The organism is Pseudoalteromonas xiamenensis (assembly GCF_030994125.1).
Taxonomy (GTDB): domain Bacteria; phylum Pseudomonadota; class Gammaproteobacteria; order Enterobacterales; family Alteromonadaceae; genus Pseudoalteromonas; species Pseudoalteromonas xiamenensis_B.
In genome coordinates, this window is record NZ_CP099917.1 from 979,350 (window position 1) to 996,739 (window position 17,390).

The following is a 17,390-nucleotide window of genomic DNA, read 5'->3' on the forward strand; positions in this document are numbered from 1 at the left end:
TCAAGAAATGTTTTCTTTTATCGTTATTCCTTTTATTCATTTTTTATTCATCTATTTACTTAAAGTTCAGTATCAAACGAAAACATTCGCCGACCGTCGTGGATTCAACTCGCCACCCCATTTTACGAGCAACCGCATGCACAATAAAGAGACCTACACCAAACCCTTGGCTTGTAACCCTTCCTGACGCTATATCGTTTTCAAATACAAGCTCATTGGTGTTCAATCTAACTCTTAAACTCCCACTACCGTAGCGCTGCATATTGGTATTTACTTGGTTCAATAGTAAGGCAAAATCTTCCGTGTTTAACGACACAGGAAACTGTTCAAACTGGGTGTCTATCTGGCATGGAAACGGCGTCGAATTTCCCCAGTTAAACAATTCAATCACTAAATCACTGCAACTTGTTTTCTCATCAGGCGCATGAACATCTAGCAAATTTAAGATGGTATTACTGAGTTGCACCGTTTCTTTTTGTGTTGTTTTTAATGCATCTATTTGCTTAAGTGTTTCAATGGACAGCTCATCCATGTGATCAAATTGAGCAAGTTGATGACCCAGTTTAGTGATTGGGTGCCTTACTTCATGACTTAAAAAGCTCGCAAATGCCTTCTGCTGCTCAATTTGTTGCTTTTGACTCGCCAGTGCCGCGAGCGTAATGTTCTGTGCAGATTGGAACTCTTCGAATTTTACTAAGGCGTTCTCCTGCCCCTGCTGAATATTCTGTGTAAATTGCGCCAACGGTGCTCGAACTCGTTGAATCACGCTAAGTAGCCAAAGTGCGAAACACAATAAACTAATCAACATGATCACCAACAATAAAGGCCGAATGTCTTGCGAGTCCGCTTTTGCAAATTGATGCAACACGAAAACCGCATCAAGCCCCTTACTTGGATGATGCTTCAAGTAATAAACGTCGTGTCCTTGGGTTGAAAGATACTGGACCTCATCTATCGGCATAGCGAGATTCTTGAAGCGTTTTTGAATCTCCGGAGGAAAGTCCTCCACCTCATCAGACACGATACGAAACGACGTTTTAATGCGTGTTGGGATTTCAACAAATTGATATGCGTCCTCGAACACATAATATTCTGCGGTTTCGTCCAACGCGGACCAATAAAATTGAGTAGCAATGCACAGCCAAAGCAGGCCAAACAAAGCAAACGGTACGAGCAAGTTAATTTGTAAAAAGCGATGCAAGGTCTGTTGTTTAATCACGCAGTACCACTCCTACCCCTTTTAACGTGTGCAGTAAAGGCTTCTCGTGTTCTAGCGACAAATTACTACGCAGGCGCGTAATGAGTGTTTTGTACATCGTGATACTGGCGTCTTGTTCAGGCCAAACACGTTCCAATATTCGCGTTTTACTCACTGGATTTGGTGCGTGTTCAATAAGTAAAGTTAACAAAGTCCATTGCTGTGGAGACAAGGTAATCACTCGCTCACTACGCCTGATGATGCGTTTTGCCAAGTCGACGTCTAAATCATCCAATCTAAAAACTTGATGGAGGCTATCTTGCCGCTTTACGCAGAGCAACTTTATGCGGATGGCTAACTCTGCAAGCTCAAAGGGCTTAGTTAAATAGTCGAGTGCGCCAAGCGAAAATGCTTCGAGCTTTGCCTCTAAAAGGCTATTTGCCGTTAGGAACAAAATAGGCACCGTCGGATGCGAGCGCTGAAAATAACGCGCCAATTCAAAGCCAACACCGTCGGGCAATCCAACATCCAAAACAAATGCATCATACAGTTGCCCATCTGCGATGTGCTGTGCGTGTGTAATTGAATCGGCATAATCAACTTCTATACCTTCATGATGCAAAAAATCAATGGTATTTGCCGCAAGTGCGCGGTCATCTTCAACGAGCAAAATAAGCATATCAAACAACACAACATGAGCTTCTTTTTGCATGCTAGCTCGTTATGTTCAAGATTGCGACCTACAATTCGGATACGTCATGTCCCCCGTTACCTTTCGGTTACCTAGACTCCGTTAGGCTGTTCACATCTTTAGGAGACAAAACATGAGTACCAAAATGATGATGACAACCACATTTGCCCTTACTTGCACGCTTGTTGCTTGTGGTGGAAACATGAATTCGTTAAGTGAGGCAACACTTTATGCCGATCAAGTATTTGATAACGCATCAATTTACACCGTTAATGAGTCTCAACCGTGGGCTGAGGCCATGGCAACAAAAAATGGCAAAATCATTTTTGTTGGCCGCTCTGAAGAAGCGTCTAAGTTGATTGGGCCAAAAACCGTCATTCACGATCTTGATGGCAAAATGGTGATGCCAGGTATTCACGATGTGCACATCCACCCTCTCGAATCCGCGTCAGATGCAACGCATTTTTCCTTGCCTGAATATGCCTCTGTCGCAGAGTATCAAGACATCGTCGCCGATGCGCTCGCGAAAAACCCATCTGTACCCTGGCTAATCGGATACGGTCACAATATAGATGGTTTACTCGCACTTTCTCAATCACCACGCATAATTTTAGATGAGGTCTCCACTGAGCGACCGATTATCATTATGGAGCAGACCTCGCACTCCATGTGGGTCAATTCAAAAGCGCTCGCATTGGCAAATCTCAATCAAGCCAGTAATGACCCGATTGGTGGCGTGTTAGGTCGAACCCAAGCAGGACATCTCGATGGCGTTCTTTACGACAATGCAGGCAATTTGGTGATGGACATCGCAATGCAAGCGATTGGCTCAGAAGGAGAGCGTAATTACCAAGGGTTTGTTGAATATACACAACCAGAATTGCTAAAACACGGTGTAACATCGATAAGCGATGCTCGCGTTTATTGGCAACGAGGCCAGCTTGATACGTGGCAACAACTTGCACACGACGGTGCGTTGAATCTGCGTGTCAGCCTAGGACTTTGGGCCTATCCAGACGCAAACGATGCGCGTCAAATTGAGGAACTGAAGAAGCGTTACAACGCCAATTACAGTCCCATGTTAAAAGTGGATCAAATCAAAGTTTATATGGATGGCATACTGGTTAACACCACCGCAGCAATGAAAGCGCCATACCAAGAAAGCTGGTTGGAGTTACCCGAAGATAAAGGACTGAACTACTTTACCCAAGCTCGTTTGGAAAAATACCTAGATGCCCTTGAGCCAGTAGGCTTTGACTTTAATATTCATGGCATTGGCGACAGAGGGATCCACGAAGCATTAAATGCGATTGAAAACGTGACATCGGGTAAAGCTAGACACCGCATTACCCATGTTGAGGTTGTCGATCCACTTGACTATAAGCGCTTCAAACAACTTGGCGTGATAGCGGATGCACAAGTTGCAGGTGACTTTACGCAACCCGCACATTGGTCAGAAATGGAACCCTTACTCGGTGCAGAACGGGCGGATCACCTAGTCCCTATCGCAAGTCTTGCCGATAATGGCGCGACACTGACACTCAGTAGCGACTGGAATGTAAGTTCGTTAAACCCGTTTATTGGGATAGCAAACGCACTAAGCCGCGCTCCAGAGTCTATCAGTCTTGAAGAAGCGATTAAGGCATATACTCTTTCGGGAGCCTATGCAATGCGCCAAGAAAACAAAGTTGGTTCTCTTGAAATTGGCAAAGAAGCAGATTTCATCATATTGGATAAAAATCTCTTTGAACTCACCCCCGCACAAATTAAACGCGTCAATGTACTTAACACCTACGTTAAAGGTGAGCGCAAATACTAAATCATCAACCCAGAGCGGCCTTATTTAGGATATGGAACTCAACGATTGAACGTGTAATCAGGTGGTTTACACCACCTGATTTTCTATTGAATCACGTTCAAAGTGCACTGAATACCGATTGAATTCGAGGAAACCACATTAACAGCACAGCAGAGCCGACGCCAATTATGGTGATCAACGCACCAAGTGATGCGAACATCGTGACCATCCATTTTACACTCATCTTTGTCGAGCGCTTAGCAAACAAAACGCATTCTACGATAGCCATGGGCATTAAATAGCATAGGAATGAAATCGCGATATCAGCCGGACCATCAATCTTATTCGTATTACCATTTGCACCTTGATTGATGACAAACCAGCCCATCAAGTACAATCGGAAAAACCACACACCGTTGACTAAAATAAAGCTGTGAATTGCAAAACGTTGATGTGCGGCAAATCGCTTGGTAACCGCAGTGTACCACGCCAAAGCAATAAAAATGGGGATTAGCATTCCGTTAAAGCTCACGCCCATCGCCCCAATATCACTCAATCGTAGTCCTGCAACCCAAGTTAAATACATACCAGTAAATGCCCCGCTGAGTGCGAGAACAAAAAAGACACGTCCATTCCAGCGATGAAAGGAAGGATATTGTTTACGAAGTCGAGGAAATAATTGAAGCAAGCCACTTGCAGCCATCATGATTGCAGGCAAAATATGGACGAAGAGTACCGTCAAATCTGCACCCAAAGATTTTTTCATTCCTGTTGCAGGGGATAATTTAGACACTAGTTCTGGTGAACCTAAAAGTGATGGCATCGCGTACAAAATAAAAATATACAGTGCGAACATCCACTGCCCTATCAAAACGATTGTTACCCAACTTTTAACCACACCATCCAAGATGGAGTCGATTGAGAATGACGGTAGCAGCTTAGTCTGTGACATCAACATGTTTTAACACCTTCCATTAATACATTGATTTAAAATGAAAAGTGACATAAAAACACGGCAACGTCGCACCGAATTTGAAATTCGGCACATGATAATCGCGTCAAGTTTGCTTACAAAGTGGATTTGAGTTGCAAAAAATCATTCGCTACCATAGACCCAAGTTTCGTTTGGAAAATGGCCGCTCATGTCACAAAGCAATCTCTATATGCTCTTGCTCGTTGTTGCAATTGCCCTGCTACTGACTCAAATATCCATAAAGCAAAAACGCACGATGCATGTGTTGTTTGCCGTCTTTTGTGGTTCGGTGGCCATGGTGGCATTAAAGAAAATCACGGGCGAGCAAATTGGCGCATACCAATATCTCATTGGCATGACAACGTGTGCAACATGTAATGTGTATTGGCTGCTCTCTCGCTGTTTATTTAGAGAAAAGTCCCCCATCGCACTGCCACATTTGATCATGGCTGCATCCATTGCGTGCCTAGTTATGTTTAATCAAGGTTACCTGTTTGTCTCTAATCTTTACGACATTCAATTTTCTTCGTCATTTACACATCATTTTTTAGGCGAGCTAATCGGATTACTTTCATCGTGCATTTTAGTGCTTATGATTTGGGAAGGATTTAGAGGGTTTCAGCAAGCCAATAAACTTGAGAAAAAGCAGCGCACATTCTACTTAGTCACCATTATGGGTGCCATTGGATTAAGTACTGTATCTAACAGCCTATTTGTTGATGATCCCGCTGCTACGGATTGGAGTGTCGGCTTAATTACACTTACGGTTCTCATCAACACACAGGTTTTGGTTTATTGGCGAAGAAGATCATCTCTAGCTTCCAAAACGACATTGAGCGTTACGCACGATGAGGCGGAAGAATCAAAGAACCGCTCGTTAACCCTCATTGAAAAGGAAGAAGAGAACGATTTTGCAAAAGCCATCTTGGCACTAATAGTCGATGAACAACGCTTTTTACAAGCAAACCTGAAAGTCGTTGATATCGCACGAGAACTTAATGTGTCTGAATACCGTATAAGTAAAGCGCTTCGAAATCAGCTCAATGCCAAAAACTTTAATGATTTCGTTAATAGACTACGTATTGAACACGCGAGTAGTTTGTTGCTAGATCCGGACAAACAGCATTGGTCAATCCTTGTTGTGGGTCTTGAAAGCGGCTTTGCTTCGGTTGGTCCATTCACGCGCGCGTTCAAATCGCACACAGGCTTTACGCCTAATCAATATCGTCTTTCTCATCAGGCTTCCTCCGAGGAAGAAGCCGATTTACATATTCAAACACCGTGATTTGAATTAACGAATCAAGAAGCGGTTGTACTTACCGCTTCTTCTTACATTTAACGCGTAACAAAACCACCGTTCACAAGCAAAGTTTGACCTGTCATCCATTTCGCTTCAGGTGACGCGAGGAACGTCACAACCGGCACAATATCGTCAATTTCACCCAAGCGACCGAGTACACTTGCCGCACTTAAATAAGCAACCGTCCCTGCGTCTTCCTGACCATGGAAGAACGCGGTATTAATTGGACCCGGTGCGACCATATTCACCGTGATACCTCGACTTCCTAACTCTTTCGCCAGCGCGCGGGTAAAATGCTCAAGCGGCGCTTTTGAGCCGGCGTACAGCCCATAATGCCCAGTAAATGCAGCCAATAATGAAGTACCAATATTGATGATTCGACCATTGTCACTCAACATCTTGGCCGCGCCCTGCAATAGCATAAAACTTGCTCGAGCATTGATGCTAAACAAGTTGTCAAAATCGTCCAAGCTATATTCTACAAACGCCTTCTTGACGATTTTCCCCGCATTGTTCACGACAATATCTAAACGACCGAATTCATTCTGGATCTGCTTAAACAAGCCCTCTACCTGAGCTGGTTGAGTTAAATCAGCTTGAACGAGCATTGCTTTACGCCCTAATGATTCAATCATACTAACCGTTTCTAGTGCGTCTGCTTTTGAACTTTCACTGTTATAGTGCACCACAATATCATTCCCTTTTTCAGCCAAGGCCAGCGCAAAAGCGCGTCCCATATTGCGTGCAGAGCCCGTAACTAGTGCGATAGCGTTCAATGTGTTCATGAGTTTTCCTCGTTGTATTTTATGACGAGGTAAAGTGTAGTTTGTTGCTTAAACTTTAGGTATTCGCTATTTTCTCATTTATTACATGCAAAAAATGCACTTAAAAGATGAAATCTTACTCAAATGAACAACTTTTCCTTCTTGTGGTTGAAATGGGCAGTTTTAAAGCTGTTGCTGAACATATTGGTGGCGATCCATCGATCATCAGTAGACGGATTGCATCACTTGAGAAAAAACTCACGACCAAACTGATTGAACGCTCAACCCGTAGCTCCACATCCACACATGCTGGACAAATTTACTATCAAGGTTTGAGGCACATTATTGATGAACAAAATGCCCTTGAACAATACGTCAGCGCCCATACGGAAATCCCTATTGGCCGGTTACGAGTGGCTGCACCTCATGACTTCGGGATCCGATTTGTCATGCCCGTGCTTGAAGCTATGACACTAGAATATCCTCAGCTGGAAGTAGAACTGGTGCTAGGCTCTGACTTTACCGATTTAAAAGAGCAAGGGATCGATGTCGCGATTCGAATTGGATTATTACCAGACTCCAGTTTAATGTGCAGAAAAATAGGCGATGTATCGCGTGTATTAGTCGCGTCTCCAAATTACGTTAAAGAAAAAGGGCTACCATCCACTCCTGTTGAGTTGATAAATCACCATTTCATCCTCTATCGTAACTCGATTAATGCCAAAAACCTTCAAATGGTGAAAAGCGGTCAGGTCTTTTCCCAACCAATTAGCGGTACGTTTACGGTAAACAGCGTTAAGGCAATACATCAACTTGTCTTGTCTGGACGAGGCATGCATCTAGGGCCTAGATGGGCATTTGTCGATGATTTACGTGCAGGAAACTTAGTTGAAATTCTACCTGAATATGAATTTCCAAGTTCGCCACTCAACGCACTATACGTATCGCGTAATTACTTGCCTGCAAAATCGAAAGTGTTTATTGATAAAGTAAAGGCGCAATATCAAGAGAATAATGAACAATTTAAGGGAAGATAAAACGTGGAGAAAAAAGGCGGACAAACGATTCACAGGGGAAGCAATCTTGACTTGCCCGCCTCAAACACAAAACTTACAACAACATTGGAACGTACAGGCTCTTTTATTAAGCGGCGCCTATTCCGCTATTCACGCTGTTAGCTCTTAGCAATCAACTCTTTGCTCACGGCGTCAATGCCAATTTCACTGATACGAGATACAATTTCTTTTTGTTTCGCGCTCAGCAATGAAATACTTTCTGCTTCAATATCATAAACTTGCCATTGACCCGATTTACTTTTACGGAACTTGAAAATCATGTCAATCGTCGGTGCGCCTTCAGCTACAATCTCTGATTTTACAGAAGCATACTGACTCGCAGCATCGAAAACAGGTTCAATAAAATGCACATCCTGACCTTTGTAGCTCATTAATACGTTGGTGTATGTACCAACCAAATATTGTTCTACCGCATCTATGAATGTAACAGCCTGTTCTTTCTTAATTTCTCTTACATGTTTACCAAGCAACTTAAACGACACAAACTTTGTATCAATGTGAGGCATAAGCTGATTTTTTATTAATACCTTTAACTGTTCACGTTTTGTCTTCTCGTCTAACTCGTTCAATTTAGCAATATCGCTAAACAGTTGATTACCAACATTTTGAATAAGCACATATGGTGTGGAACTGGCTGTTTGAGACGAACCAGCAGCAAAACTTAAACTACTGAAAATTAATAAAATTGATAAAGATAAAACTTTAAATATGTGTGTCATAACATTCCCCTGTTTATTCAATGAGGCCATGTTACTCTTGTATTTCATGATGAAAAAGACGCAAAGCGGCACTTGATTGATGCCATTTGTGCACACAACAACAAAATAAGAAAAAACAACGCATTAGCCAATTGATGCAAATTTATCACCAATATGGTGCTATTTTGCTTACAGATCTAATCACAAAAAACAGAAACAATGCGCGTCCTTTTAGATATAGGTACGCGAAGTATGTACACTGTAAACAAACTAATCTCTGCTCTTATTTTATTACTCCTATCCTTTTCTCTAATGGCACAAGAACGCCACGGTTATGCGGTTCACTTTATTCACGGTGAAGGTGACGTCGATGGAGTTAAATTAGCCTATCAATATCATGCGAAAGCGTTTTTGCCAGAGGATTGGCAACATTTGGACTTATTCTTTGAAAGTAGCGTCAACTTTTGGCGTTATGGTGATGACAATAATCATGATCGCAATTTTGTTTTAGCGGTTACGCCGGTGTTCCGTTACCCGTTTAGTGAAATCAATGGGAGGCCATTGTCTGTTGAATTTGGTATCGGCGCCGCGTTACTTGATGACACCCAATTTGCGGGCAAGGATGTGAGTACACACTATCAGTTTGAAGATAGATTAGGTCTAGTTTATAGTTTAGGGAAAGCCAATATAGCACTGCGTTACATGCACTATTCTAACGCTGGCTTTAAAAAGCCAAATCCAGGTCTGGATTTCTTGTCATTGTCCTACTCTAGCTACTTTTGACCACCCCAATTCACGCCGTTGTATTACTGACGTTAATAGCAAAAAAGCGCGATTCTTGATATCGCGCTTTTTTGCTCATGATTCTATTTCGTTTAATCCACTTGATGAGGGATTTTAATCACGGGTCGTTGTTGACAGGTTTGCGTGAGTAAACGCGACAACACATCACGTACAGCGCTCACGTCAAAGTCAATTAATGACACCTCTGGAGATTTAACTTTTCCACTTGCAACATCGTTAAGCAGTTGCTGGCCCATAAAACACAATCTCTGCTGCGCGCACAAGCTATTGGCAAGCCACGCACCAGCCACCGAAACGACGCCGATATTTGGCGCCTTCTCAAACAGCAATCGCTCGGGGATCTCGCCAAAACCATTTAAACACACAATGCGACCACAGAATCGTAAACGCTGTAAATCTTGCAAAAAGGAGGCGCCACCTTGGGTGTTTAGCACACAATCAAAACCACCATTACCAACTTCGCGTTTGACTTGTTCACAGATATTGTTTTGTTCACAATCAAATACGAAATCCGCACCTAACGACAGTAGCCGTCTATGATGAGACTTTTGCGCGAACGCAAAGACCTGAGCGCCTCGCATTTTAGCGTATTGAATAGCGAAGTGCGCCACGGCACCTTGTGCACTATTGATAGCAAGCGTATCGCCTTGTTGTATTTGCAATTTTTCTATTGCTAACAGCGCGGCCATACCCGCATTTGGCAATGTCACCGCAGTTTCGCTGCCGACAGAATCAGGGATTTCAGAAACAGAATGATTTGGGATGACCGCGTATTCACGCAACATGCCTTGCTGCGACAAACACACATTGAATACGACGCGAGATCCTTTTGCAGGAAAAACGCCTTTGGCCGCTTTCACCACAGTGCCAACCGCATCAAGGCCCAAAATGTGAGGATATTCCCACTGTTCAAAACCATCTCGAGCGAGTTTTGCGTCCAAATGATTTAGTGCAACATATTCAATGGCAACCAGTAATTCATTGTCGCCGGGTTCGGGCATCACGTGTTCGGCCTTTACCAGTTCTAATTGTGGACCACTTTCTACAAGCTCAATTGCGTACATCTTTGTGTTAGCTGATAACATGATGTTCCTGTTTCTTACCTATTTGCCGACTTAGTCCTGCGGCTGTTACTCAAGTTGTGCCGATATGTTCCGTTCGTTAACAACTCTTGCATATTTTGCTATTAAATCATTTGCGAACGAATGCAACAAGCGCCGTTAAAAGAAACCTGACGAATGACCTATACATTAAAAGATCGCTAAACCTCAGATAAATCCTAGGGTTGCAGTAGTTTTTTGCTATTATTAGTGCCAGAATCGCATCAATGTTTTGCGCTATTGTGTATAGGTTAGGTAAGTATGGATACAACCAGTCGTCTCATCATGCTGCTTGAAGTCGTCGAGCAAGGCTCTTTTTCAAAAGCCGCTGAGCTTCGAAATATCGATCGTTCGGTGATTTCGAAGCAAATAAGTAAGCTAGAGGAAGACTTAGGAGTCAGGCTACTCAATCGCACCACTCGTTCCTTTTCCTTGACAGCCGCTGGAGCGGAGATGGTGAAAAAAGCCGCCGAGCTGCGAATGTTGCTACAAGATACCGTCCAAATGGCCGAAAACTATCACCAAGAACCGAGAGGATTGCTGCGCATCACGGCCGCCAACTACATTGGCAAGCACTACCTCATGCCCGTTATCAACGATTTTCAGAAACGTTTTCCACAGGTCAATGTCGAGCTTCGACTTGACGATCGAGTTGTTGATATTATCTCTGAGGGTTTTGACATCGCATTTCGTATTGGTGAGCCACGAGACTCGTCGCTTGTCGCGCGTAAACTCGCGAGGATCCGCATGCTCATCTTGGCGACACCAAAGTTTATCGACATTTACGGTGAACCAAAAACAATGGATGACTTAGCTGAATTGCCAGCCGCGGTATATACCAACTCGCACATTCGCTTTGAATCCATCAGTTACATTGACAGTAATGGTGAGCCGAAAGAGCAAGTGATCAACCCCGTATTTCGTTCTAATGATGGTGAAACGTTACTCGCAAAAGTGCTTTCGCATACCGCGTACTTTACGACGCCTGCGTTTTTCTTCTCCAAACACATTGACGCCAACAACCTCGTTCCAATGCTCACTGACGTACACCTTCCTGATTTCAGTGCGATGTATGCCGTTTACCCACATCGAGATTTGCCAGTACGAACGAGGCTCTTTTTAGATGCAGTGCGCCATTATCTAGGCGATGATATACCGATTTGGGAGCAAAACATTCCGGGTCTCGATACTATGTATCGACCCAAATAAGGTTGTTGTATTTAACCTCAAATACACTATAGATAAGTTCACTTATTTCGCTTTCAAGGTGATGGGGTTGCCTTCAATGCCTGCGTAAAACACCATGATTTCTGCAGCTTCTTCACCAATGCTGCGGCCAAAGTGCCATGTGTCGATTACTTCAACGATAGGGTCTCCTGGATTTAAAATCAGCACTTCACCACTTTTTTTCTCAACGTGTAGTTTTCCTTTCAACAGCACACCTGCATTGATCACTGGATGTTGATGAAGTGGCAGTGTCGCTCCTGCTGCAATGGTGAACTTCAATATCTGAATTTCAGGTTGACCCTGTGGATAAGCAGGGAGTACTGTGCCATCCCAACTGTGTGTGGACTTAACAATTTCAGTAACCTGTATGGGCGCTTCGGCTAAACACAATGGAGACAACAACATTGCACTTAAGATAGCGACAAGCCCCGTTGTGGCGGTTAGGTCGTTCATTGGATTTGCCCTCCTTGATTTGAAATGACCACGACAGTGTACGTTAAAAAATCAGATGATTCATTGCGTTACTACAGATAACTTTGTTAGCCTGCGCTTAGCAACGATTTTAAATTACTCTTGATGATTTCATTATCCTCCGACCAAATTGTCGACCTTTTCTTTCGATTTGCAGCTGTTGGGCAGTTATTCGTTCTTGTTATACTCGCGTTTAAACAGACAAGCGTATTGCAGCGATGCGCTCAAAGTTTGTTAATCGTGACCGCGATTTCCTATCTTTTACTGACAGCCCCAATTGCAGACCATCACTACGGACTTTTTCGACGTCCACTGTTACTTTTTACGGATTTAAGTGCTACGGCAATTTTGCTATTCGCTTACACGCAGCTAAAACCCGACCTTCCCTTTTCTCGTTATCCTAAATGGGCAACTTGGACGCTCGTTTTCTGGTCTATTTTGATGTGCTATTTCTTTCTATTCACGACCGCAAACCACCCACTGCATGACATAAATCACGCGGTCGGTTTGATTCTATTGATAAGCACCCTATTTTTGGGGATATCAGGTTACCAAGATGATTTAATCGATGCTCGCAGAAAGTTTCGGCTTATGCTAGTCCTAGGCTGCGCACTATATATGGGGATCTTAACCGTTTTCGAATTATCGATTAGTAGTATTAAAGATCATTGGCTATTTAGCCTTTGCAACTCCGCCTGTGTACTTGCAGCCACCAGTTTTTCCGTATTATATAGAGTAAAGCGCACCGAAATTGCGGTCGAGTCGTCACAAGAAAAGGTCACATTCCCGCCCTGCCCCCCGCAAACAATCCGATACTATCAGCGCTCCAGACTTTAATGGAATCCGAGTTTTACACGCGTTCAAATCTTACGATTACGTTGCTTGCGGATGAACTTGGAGTACCACAACATCAACTCAGGCAGCTGATTAATCAATCGTTGGGATATAGCAACTTTTCCCATTTCCTAAATAGCTATCGGATCCCTGCTATTTGCGCTCAATTACAAGACCCGAAATTTAAACAGACACCTATTCTAACGTTAGCCCTAAACATGGGATACGGTTCCATTGCGTCGTTCAATCGAGCGTTCAAGCAACAAATGAAGATAACGCCGACAGAATTTCGTGATCAATTTTAAAATTGCGCAGCTTTTTTCATTTTTGATAAGACTATTTTCATTCAATTCATAAAGATAGCGCTAAACATTATGAATATGGATGGAACACATGAAACACTTTAAGAAAACCATTTTCTTGCTTGTCTTGTTGATTATTGGGTTGTATTTAAAACCAATTTACGGTTTTTACAGCCACAAAGAAAAACTACCGATGCCACTTTGGGGCTGGCTCGAACTAAAGGGTAACCTCCCGAAAAACGCCGAGTTGTATGACGGACGCTATCAATCCGTTGCCACACAATCACTTGACCTACTTGCACAGCACCAAAAGGATATCCAGGCGCCCGGTATGACCGTATCTATTGCGATAGACAATCATCGAGTTTGGAGCGGGGCAATTGGCTGGGCCGACATTGAAACACAACAACCCATGACCACAACAACGCAATTTCGCATAGGGAGTACGTCTAAAGCACTTACCTCGGTTGGTCTTGCGCAGCTCATAAAAGCAAACCTAATTACGTTAGATACGCCGCTTGATGCAATCTATCGTGATTTGCCAAATCCTCTGTGGGCGAATATGACACCACGCCAACTTGCCTCACACATGGCAGGTATCCCACACTATGGAGAAAACACGCAATTAAGTGGTTTGCTTGCCAGCATCAGACTTGACCGTCACTTTGACGATGTGCATGACGCAGTTAGCCTTTTTAAAGACAGTGAATTACTTTTTGAACCCGGTGAGCGGTTTGAATATTCAAGTTTAGGGACGGTTTTATTAAGTGATGTGATGCAAGTTCGTGCAAACATGCCATACCAACAGTGGATGCAGCAATCTGTCATTGACCCTTTGCAGTTAACCAATACGGCGACAGAGTATGAAGTGCGTAATCAAACTGCACAACATCTCGCCACATTTTATTGGCATCCGAAAGCCACTCCCGCCTCTTTACGTGTTTGGCGCGATGTTGATTTAAGTCATCGCCTTGCCGGTGGTGGTTGGATTTCGACATCCGAAGATCTAGCAACATTAGGACAAAGTATGTTGCAAGACGAGTTTATCCCGGCATCCATACGAGACCAATTTTGGTCGCCTCAAACGTTAAACAATGGCCAAGTGAATCCACAAAATTACGCTATCGGCTGGCGAAAAGGTCAACTTGATTTAGGTGCTGAAATTGGGTTGGTTGATTACTATCATCATGGTGGGGTATCACGCGGCGCGCAGTGCTTTCTCGTTGTGGTCCCCGCTTTTCAACTTTCACTCGCTATAAACACCAATGTAAAAACAAATCATTTCCATGACTTTGCAAAAATCACGACACCGATAGTTCAACTGTACGCGAACCAATATATTCAATTAAACCAATCATTAAATTAGATTTTTGTGGAAAAACAGAATGCTTTTTAAAAAAAGTGTGTTTCGATGATGACTTTTATTAATTTTTGCGCGTTTTTTGTACAAAACCTCTCGACATTAGAAAAATAACGCGTATAGTGGAGGTCGTTTGAAGATGTCTGAGTTATTTGTTGTTCGCTATATTCTGTTTTACTAAATAAAACCTAAATCTAGCTACATTTGTAAAATTCAAGTCTACACCAAACATAATTTTTTAATTATTTATTATAGGTTTATATTTATGTCTAAGTTAACAGGTACAGTAAAGTGGTTCAACGAGTCAAAAGGCTTTGGTTTCATTTCTCAAGATAACAACGGTGGCGACGTATTCGTTCACTTCCGTGCTATCAAAGGCGACGGTTTCAAAACTCTAGCTGAAGGCCAAAAAGTAAGCTACTCAACTTCTCAAGGCGCTAAAGGTTTACAAGCTGACGACGTAGAAGTTATCTAAGCTTACCAAGCCCTGATTGTGCGGTGTTTTCACCGCACAAATGTTCTATTTTCTTCGTATGTCTCTAAGCCTAAATCCATCAAGCCAATCTATTAAAGTCCACGTTTAAACTATCTCTTTTTACTCACACTACGCACACCTTAGATCACGCAAGTTCGTCAATACCTTCAATCAAGTAATGGTTACTTACCGAACCTTCTGTTCGTGCTTTTAAATGTGGTAAATAATCAGGATCGTTCATAAAATCAATTGCCGCTTGCTTTGATGGCCATTGAATGATGATTCTGAGCGCAGGTGTGTCACCCTGACCTTCCAATCGCTCATGACTGGATGTTCGAGCAATGTATTTTCCGCCATATTGAGCAACTAGACGATTTGCAGGCGCAATGTACTCTGGTATCCAACTATCACTTGTCGGTGTTACATCTAAAACTGAATAATAAGCCATTTATGTCTCCTTAGAATAATTAAACTTCAGATTGAATTGAGCGAGCAAAGCCACCGAAAGGCTTTAGCCATAAAGGTGCTAATGCACTATGTCGTGCACGCAGATCTTCGGGTAATTCCCCTAAATGAACCATACGAGTAGGTGTCGCTGCCGCAACCCAACGTTCGGCAAAAGTATCCCAGTTACTGACATGAATATGGGCAGAGTCCACATCCGCAAAGCGTTCATACACCAACACATCCCCTTCGTCAGAAAGGTAATATTGATAGTTTAATGTGCCTTTTTCTTCGCGCGTTTTGGCAACTATCTCCGACATAACGGCCTCGAATTCAGCTTTCTTACCCTGACACAGTTTTGCCTCAACAATCCAACCAATATTCTCAAACATATTTTTCTCCTACACCTTAGTTGTGGTGTGGGACTAGCATAGTAAATAAACAAATAATTGATAATATCGATTTAAAAACAATCAGTTTTTACTTATTGTAAATAATTAACCTATTCAATCGATGCGTCCATATGCTTATTCGCGTTCTATTTAGTCATTCGCAAACAATACATGCCTCTGCGCAATCGAGCTATTTGCCTCTCATTCACTTGGCGGGGTAATATTTGCAATCAAATCAAGCGTTATCTCACCGAAACGACTCAACATGAGTGATTGAGCTTCAGCCATTACACCACTTAAAGATTCATTGATTGCTTTTTCAATCAGGCATTCGGTGTGCTCGTCAGATAGCCCAATCGTAAATATAGTGGGTTCACCAAGCGCTCGATGAATATCCAACAAGGTTATTTCTGACAATTCGCCAATCAACGACCACCCACCGTTATGTCCTTTAACAGAAGTGATATAACCCGCTTTTTTTAAAAGCGCCATCGTCCGTCTAACCACCACAGGATTAGTGTTGAGCATCTTTCCCATTTCTTCTGAAGTCACAGCACGACCAAGATGAGACATGTGTGCCAATGCATGTAATACCCGAGATAACCGACTGTCTTTTCTCAAAATACGCTCCAATAACGTGAATTAGACACAGTATATCAAGAAACTTTTAAAGTTACATGTATTGCAAAGCACAACATCATGTAACTATAATTGTTACATTAATTAATATGTACAAAAGAGAGCGATTAGATGAACAAAGATGAAATAGTCCAAGCGTTTGATGAGATGGCACCGAACTACGACACACAATGGAGTCGCATGGCCCCGATTACCAATACGTTGTATTTTTTTATGGAGTCCTTATTAAAAAATCGACCAAAGAACGCTTCTATACTTTGTGTTGGTGCGGGTACTGGCAGAGAAATTGCGCATTTAGCACAACGATTTCCTTCGTTTCGTTTTACCGTTGTAGAACCAGCTAAAAACATGATGGAACGGTGTATTGAAATGACGAAAGAATTGGATATATATGAACGCTGTACGTTTCATTGTGGTTTTCTAGATAGCTTAGGTGAATCAACTCGTCATGACGCTGCAACCAGTTTGTTGGTTTCTCACTTTCTAATGGATATGCAAGCTCGTAGTGATTTTTTTGCGCAAATTGCGCTGCGATTGAAACCTCGAGGCTTGTTGATAAATGCCGACCTAACCGCAGACACAAGCGACACCCGCTATGCAGTTTTACTGGATTTCTGGATCACACTGATGATGAACGCGGATTTATCACAAGAACTTATCGACAAGGCAAGACAGGCCTACACCACGGATGTGGCAATTTTATCCCGAGACTCGTTAAACGAGTTGATGATGAAATCGGGTTTTGAACACCCAACGACGTTTTATCAAGCAGGCATGATCCAAGCACAATTCGCTATCAAGCCTAACTAAGTATCAGGGCTATTAAGGCAACAATCGTAGGCGG

The 17,390-nt window shown here is 42.8% G+C and carries 20 protein-coding genes; 10 read left to right on the top strand and 10 right to left on the bottom strand.

Annotated features, from left to right (window positions below):
* Positions 1–55 precede the first annotated feature (55 nt).
* Positions 56–1,219 (bottom strand): hypothetical protein, encoded by a 1,164-nt coding sequence (locus NI389_RS04475; protein ID WP_308361812.1) that lies wholly within the window; start codon positions 1,217–1,219, stop codon positions 56–58.
* Positions 1,212–1,910 (bottom strand): response regulator transcription factor, encoded by a 699-nt coding sequence (locus NI389_RS04480; protein WP_308361814.1) that lies wholly within the window; start codon positions 1,908–1,910, stop codon positions 1,212–1,214. Before NI389_RS04480 ends, NI389_RS04475 begins: the two co-directional genes overlap by 8 nt.
* A gap of 112 nt (positions 1,911–2,022) precedes the next feature.
* Here NI389_RS04480 and NI389_RS04485 point away from each other — a divergent pair, with 112 nt between their 5' ends.
* On the top strand, positions 2,023–3,708 hold the full coding sequence (locus tag NI389_RS04485; protein WP_308361816.1) for an amidohydrolase: 1,686 nt from the start codon (positions 2,023–2,025) through the stop codon (positions 3,706–3,708).
* 97 nt (positions 3,709–3,805) lie between these two features.
* Here the strand turns inward: NI389_RS04485 and NI389_RS04490 are convergent, their stop codons facing one another.
* Complete coding sequence (locus NI389_RS04490) at positions 3,806–4,645, bottom strand: DUF2306 domain-containing protein (RefSeq protein WP_308361818.1); 840 nt, start codon at positions 4,643–4,645, stop codon at positions 3,806–3,808.
* 184 nt (positions 4,646–4,829) lie between these two features.
* Here NI389_RS04490 and NI389_RS04495 point away from each other — a divergent pair, with 184 nt between their 5' ends.
* Positions 4,830–5,945 (top strand): helix-turn-helix domain-containing protein, encoded by a 1,116-nt coding sequence (locus tag NI389_RS04495; RefSeq protein WP_308361820.1) that lies wholly within the window; start codon positions 4,830–4,832, stop codon positions 5,943–5,945.
* Between the two features lie 50 nt (positions 5,946–5,995).
* On the opposite strand, the gene NI389_RS04500 is transcribed toward NI389_RS04495, so the two are convergent.
* Complete coding sequence (locus NI389_RS04500; protein WP_308361822.1) at positions 5,996–6,745, bottom strand: SDR family oxidoreductase; 750 nt, start codon at positions 6,743–6,745, stop codon at positions 5,996–5,998.
* Positions 6,746–6,852: 107 nt separating this feature from the next.
* On the opposite strand from NI389_RS04500, the gene NI389_RS04505 reads away from it, so the two are divergent.
* Positions 6,853–7,761 (top strand): LysR family transcriptional regulator, encoded by a 909-nt coding sequence (locus NI389_RS04505; protein WP_308361824.1) that lies wholly within the window; start codon positions 6,853–6,855, stop codon positions 7,759–7,761.
* Between the two features lie 137 nt (positions 7,762–7,898).
* Here NI389_RS04505 and NI389_RS04510 read toward each other — a convergent pair whose 3' ends face one another.
* Positions 7,899–8,519: an MlaC/ttg2D family ABC transporter substrate-binding protein gene (locus tag NI389_RS04510; RefSeq protein ID WP_308361826.1), complete on the bottom strand. Its 621-nt coding sequence runs from the start codon at positions 8,517–8,519 to the stop codon at positions 7,899–7,901.
* A gap of 198 nt (positions 8,520–8,717) precedes the next feature.
* On the opposite strand from NI389_RS04510, the gene NI389_RS04515 reads away from it, so the two are divergent.
* Entirely contained in the window at positions 8,718–9,281 is a 564-nt protein-coding gene (locus NI389_RS04515) for an acyloxyacyl hydrolase (RefSeq protein WP_308361828.1), read from the top strand.
* Between the two features lie 92 nt (positions 9,282–9,373).
* Here NI389_RS04515 and NI389_RS04520 read toward each other — a convergent pair whose 3' ends face one another.
* Positions 9,374–10,387: a zinc-binding dehydrogenase gene (locus NI389_RS04520; protein WP_308361830.1), complete on the bottom strand. Its 1,014-nt coding sequence runs from the start codon at positions 10,385–10,387 to the stop codon at positions 9,374–9,376.
* A 276-nt stretch (positions 10,388–10,663) separates the two neighbouring features.
* On the opposite strand from NI389_RS04520, the gene NI389_RS04525 reads away from it, so the two are divergent.
* A complete protein-coding gene (locus tag NI389_RS04525; RefSeq protein WP_208843840.1) occupies positions 10,664–11,611 on the top strand; it encodes a LysR family transcriptional regulator in 948 nt (315 codons plus the stop codon).
* Positions 11,612–11,653: 42 nt separating this feature from the next.
* Here the strand turns inward: NI389_RS04525 and NI389_RS04530 are convergent, their stop codons facing one another.
* Positions 11,654–12,082: a cupin domain-containing protein gene (locus NI389_RS04530; RefSeq protein WP_308361833.1), complete on the bottom strand. Its 429-nt coding sequence runs from the start codon at positions 12,080–12,082 to the stop codon at positions 11,654–11,656.
* A gap of 123 nt (positions 12,083–12,205) precedes the next feature.
* Here NI389_RS04530 and NI389_RS04535 point away from each other — a divergent pair, with 123 nt between their 5' ends.
* The 4 genes from NI389_RS04535 (at position 12,206) to NI389_RS04550 (ending at position 15,071) form a co-directional block, all read left to right on the top strand.
* Positions 12,206–12,937 carry a hypothetical protein gene (locus tag NI389_RS04535; RefSeq protein ID WP_308361835.1) on the top strand — a complete coding sequence of 244 codons (732 nt, stop codon included), beginning with the start codon at positions 12,206–12,208 and terminating at the stop codon, positions 12,935–12,937.
* A complete protein-coding gene (locus tag NI389_RS04540; protein WP_308361836.1) occupies positions 12,937–13,239 on the top strand; it encodes a helix-turn-helix domain-containing protein in 303 nt (100 codons plus the stop codon). The genes NI389_RS04535 and NI389_RS04540 overlap by 1 nt, the downstream gene beginning before the upstream one ends.
* Positions 13,240–13,327: 88 nt before the next feature.
* Entirely contained in the window at positions 13,328–14,602 is a 1,275-nt protein-coding gene (locus tag NI389_RS04545) for a serine hydrolase domain-containing protein (protein ID WP_308361838.1), read from the top strand.
* Positions 14,603–14,861: 259 nt separating this feature from the next.
* Positions 14,862–15,071, top strand: a complete 210-nt coding sequence (locus NI389_RS04550; RefSeq protein WP_208843844.1) for a cold-shock protein — start codon at positions 14,862–14,864, stop codon at positions 15,069–15,071.
* Positions 15,072–15,216: 145 nt separating this feature from the next.
* Here the strand turns inward: NI389_RS04550 and NI389_RS04555 are convergent, their stop codons facing one another.
* The 3 genes from NI389_RS04555 to NI389_RS04565 form a co-directional block, all read right to left on the bottom strand.
* A complete protein-coding gene (locus NI389_RS04555; RefSeq protein ID WP_308361841.1) occupies positions 15,217–15,519 on the bottom strand; it encodes a DUF1330 domain-containing protein in 303 nt (100 codons plus the stop codon).
* A 19-nt stretch (positions 15,520–15,538) separates the two neighbouring features.
* Entirely contained in the window at positions 15,539–15,907 is a 369-nt protein-coding gene (locus NI389_RS04560) for a putative quinol monooxygenase (RefSeq protein ID WP_308361842.1), read from the bottom strand.
* Positions 15,908–16,108: 201 nt separating this feature from the next.
* Positions 16,109–16,528, bottom strand: coding sequence for an Rrf2 family transcriptional regulator (locus NI389_RS04565; protein WP_308361843.1), 420 nt, complete (start codon positions 16,526–16,528; stop codon positions 16,109–16,111).
* Positions 16,529–16,657: 129 nt separating this feature from the next.
* Here NI389_RS04565 and NI389_RS04570 point away from each other — a divergent pair, with 129 nt between their 5' ends.
* Positions 16,658–17,356 (top strand): class I SAM-dependent methyltransferase, encoded by a 699-nt coding sequence (locus tag NI389_RS04570; protein WP_308361844.1) that lies wholly within the window; start codon positions 16,658–16,660, stop codon positions 17,354–17,356.
* The last annotated feature ends 34 nt before the right edge of the window (positions 17,357–17,390 follow it).